Here is a 3,130-nt window from a genome sequence, read left to right on the forward strand (position 1 = left end):
CCGGCGGCGCGGCCGCCGTCGCCGAGCAGGTGGACCGCGGCGATGCCGGGGAGGGCGCCGACGGCGCCGAGGCCGGTGGCGAGGACGGTGCGACGACCGAGGGGCACGCCTCGACCTCAGCGCCCCCGGCCGACCGGCCGGGGGCGCTGAGGTGACGTGTCGCCTACGAGTACGCGATCAGTGGGGACTCATGCGGGACTCACCCGGCGGTCACTTGGGAGGCAGCCGGATGCCGGCGTCCACGCGGATCGTCTCGGCGTTCATGTAGTCGTTGGTGATCAGCTCGACCACCATCGAGGCCAGCTCGTCGGGCCGCCCGAGTCGCTTGGGGAAGAGCACGCCCGCCCCGAGCTGCGCCTTGAACGCCTCCGGGTCGGGGAAGTGGTTGTAGATCGGGGTGTCGATCAAGCCCGGCGCGATCGTGTTGACCCGGATGCCGGCACCCGACAGGTCGCGCGCGAGCGGCAGGGTGAGGCCGACGATGCCGCCCTTGGACGCGCTGTAGGCCGCCTGGCCGATCTGGCCGTCGAAGGCCGCCACCGAGGCCATGTTGACGATGGCGCCGCGGCCGCCGTTCTCGTCGGGCTCGTTGCGGCTCATCACCGTCGCGGCCTGGCGGATCATGTCGAAGGTGCCGATGAGGTTGACCTGCACCACCTTGGCGAACTTGTCGAGCGGGAACGCGCTGTCGAGGAGGCCGTCGCGGCCGATCGTGCGGATCGCGTTGGCGATGCCGGCGGAGTTGACCAGCGCGCGCAGCGGCGCGATCTTCGCGGTCTCCTCGACCACCGTCGTGATCTGGTCGGTGTCGGTGACGTCGAGGCCCATGAAGACGCCGCCGATCTCGGCGGCGAGGGCCTCGCCCAGCTCGGCGTTCAGGTCGGCGACGACGACGGTCGCGCCCTCGGCCGCGAGCGCCCGGGCGCTCGCCGCGCCGATCCCGCTCGCTCCGCCGGTGACGATCGCGGTGGTGGTGGTCAGCTCCATGGGCACATGCTCTCAGAAGCCGAAGGTCGTGTACGCCGGCACACCCCCCGCGGCCAGCAGTCGGAGGACCTCGGCCTCGTGGGGCACCATCGGAACGGGAAGTGCCGCCGGGTCGCCGAGCGGGAACCAGCCCAGCTCGCTGGCCTTGTCCGGCTCCTGGATCGCCGGCTCGCCGGTCCAGCTGCGGGCGGTGAGGAAGAAGTCGACCCGCTCGTCGATCGCCTCACCGCCGCGGGTGCGGTGCATGGTGGTGAGGAACTCCAGGTCGATCGCCGTCAGGCCGAGCTCCTCGCGCGCCTCGCGCAGCGCGCCGTCGTACGCCGTCTCGCCACGCTCCACGTGGCCGGCGGCGGCCGCGGCCCAGTGCCCCGCCATGTAGGGGACACCGGGACCGCGACGCTGCAGCAGCACCTCGTCTCCGCCCGATGCCGAGGGCCGGAGCAGGTAGACGTAGGCCGCCGGGACGACGACGAAGCGCTGCGGGACGGCAGACATCAGCTGATGTCGTCGTCCTTGCCGTCGAGGCTGTCGAGGCCGTCCTTGGCCTTGTCGATGCCCTGGTCGATCTTGTCGCCGTACTTGCCGCCGGTCTTGGCGTCGACGAAGTCGCCGGCCTTGTCCAGGCCGTCGGCGATCTTCTCGCCCTGGCTGTCGACAGCCTTCTCGGCCGCCTCCTTCGCCTTGTCGAAGAAGCTCATGTCCGATACCTCCGAGTCGTGGCTCCTGAGTGAGGGGAGCCGGTCGTTTGGAACACTCACCTGTGTGACGGAGGCTACGCGAGGCCATGATGCGGAACGCCCGGGCGTTCCGCCGATCGTGGCCGTGGTGGGCGCGACGGCCACCGGGAAGACCGGGCTCTCGCTCGACCTGGCCGAGGCGCTGGGCGGCGAGGTCGTCAACACCGACGCGATGCAGGTCTACCGCGGGATGGACATCGGCGCCGCGAAGCTCCCCCTCGCCGAGCGCCGCGGCATCGCCCACCACCTCCTCGACCTGCTCGACGTCCACGAGCAGGCCAGCGTGGCGGAGTTCCAGGGGCTGGCCCGCGGGGTGATCGCCGACCTGCGCTCGCGCGGCCGGGTGCCGGTGCTGGTCGGCGGCAGCGCGCTGTACACCCGGGCGATCCTCGACCGGTTCGACTTCCCCGTCACCGACCCGCGCGTCCGGGCTCGGCTCGCCGACGAGCTGGAGCGCGACGGCGTCGCGCCCCTCGCCGCCCGGCTGCGGGACGCGGACCCCGCCGCCGCGAGCCGGATCGAGCGGGACGACGGGCGTCGCATCGTCCGCGCGCTGGAGGTGATCGAGCTGACCGGCCGGCCCTTCTCGGCCACCCTTCCCGTCCACGAGTACGCCGACCCGCGGTCGATCCAGATCGGCGTCGACATCGACCGTGCGACCCTCGAGGCCCGCATCTCCGCACGCGTGCGCGAGATGTTCGACGCCGGCCTGGTGGAGGAGGTCGAGGCGCTCGTCGCGAGGGGGCTGCTGGAGTCCCCCACGGCGGCGGCCGCGATCGGCTACCGCGAGGCGGCACAGCTGCTCGACGGCGTACTCACCCGCGAGGAGGCCGTCGCGCGCACGGTCGTCCGGACCCGGCAGTTCGCCCGCCGCCAGGACCAGTGGTTCCGCAAGGACCCTCGCGTCGTGTGGGTCGCGTACGACGACCCGGGCCGCGTCGGGAAAGCGGTCGCCGCGATCGCCATGGTGTGAGACGAGCTCACAGCAGGAGGACCTCGACGAGAGCAGCGCGTTGGATCCTCGTCGCGTGCGAAGGCCCGCGTTCGGTTCCAACCCACGTGACTGGTCCACGTTGGCATTCTCTTGACCGGTTTACACGGGCGCGCCGCCTCAGGAATTTCGGTTCTTACAGCAGAGAAAGGGAGATGCAGCGAGCACGCCTGCCACGTCGCACTTCCGAAGGATCAACCACCTGCCGGCGCGCTTGCGGTGGCTACGAATTTTTTTGCTTTTCCGCTCGGTGGCGATTGCCGAAAGTCACCAGGCGGAGACTCGAAGGGGGCTGCTGTCGAGTTGGTTGACTCCTGAGCAGGCCGATCTTCGGGTCGGTTTGGAAGGATGCCGATCATGGCGAGGAAGTCCTACACCGACGAGTTCCGCCGCGATGTCGTCGCGGTCGCTCGGA

At 71.0% G+C, this 3,130-nt stretch carries 4 protein-coding genes; 1 reads left to right on the plus strand and 3 read right to left on the minus strand.

The genetic code is table 11. From position 1 onward, the window contains the following. Nucleotides 1-210 precede the first annotated feature (210 nt). The 3 genes from QM572_RS05740 to QM572_RS05750 are packed head-to-tail and all read right to left on the minus strand — an operon-like array spanning nucleotide 211 to nucleotide 1,685. Nucleotides 211-987, minus strand: a complete 777-nt coding sequence (locus tag QM572_RS05740) for an SDR family oxidoreductase (protein ID WP_415090973.1) — start codon at nucleotides 985-987, stop codon at nucleotides 211-213. Nucleotides 988-999: 12 nt separating this feature from the next. Next, nucleotides 1,000-1,482, minus strand: a complete 483-nt coding sequence (locus QM572_RS05745; protein WP_415090975.1) for an NUDIX domain-containing protein — start codon at nucleotides 1,480-1,482, stop codon at nucleotides 1,000-1,002. Next, nucleotides 1,482-1,685, minus strand: coding sequence for an antitoxin (locus tag QM572_RS05750; RefSeq protein ID WP_415090977.1), 204 nt, complete (start codon nucleotides 1,683-1,685; stop codon nucleotides 1,482-1,484). Before QM572_RS05750 ends, QM572_RS05745 begins: the two co-directional genes overlap by 1 nt. Nucleotides 1,686-1,812: 127 nt before the next feature. On the opposite strand from QM572_RS05750, the gene miaA reads away from it, so the two are divergent. Then, nucleotides 1,813-2,697: a tRNA (adenosine(37)-N6)-dimethylallyltransferase MiaA gene (gene miaA / locus QM572_RS05755; RefSeq protein ID WP_415090979.1), complete on the plus strand. Its 885-nt coding sequence runs from the start codon at nucleotides 1,813-1,815 to the stop codon at nucleotides 2,695-2,697. Nucleotides 2,698-3,130: the final 433 nt, after the last annotated feature.

Origin of the sequence: Nocardioides sp., from assembly GCF_047607365.1 — a bacterium.
In the GTDB taxonomy this organism is placed as follows: domain Bacteria; phylum Actinomycetota; class Actinomycetes; order Propionibacteriales; family Nocardioidaceae; genus Nocardioides.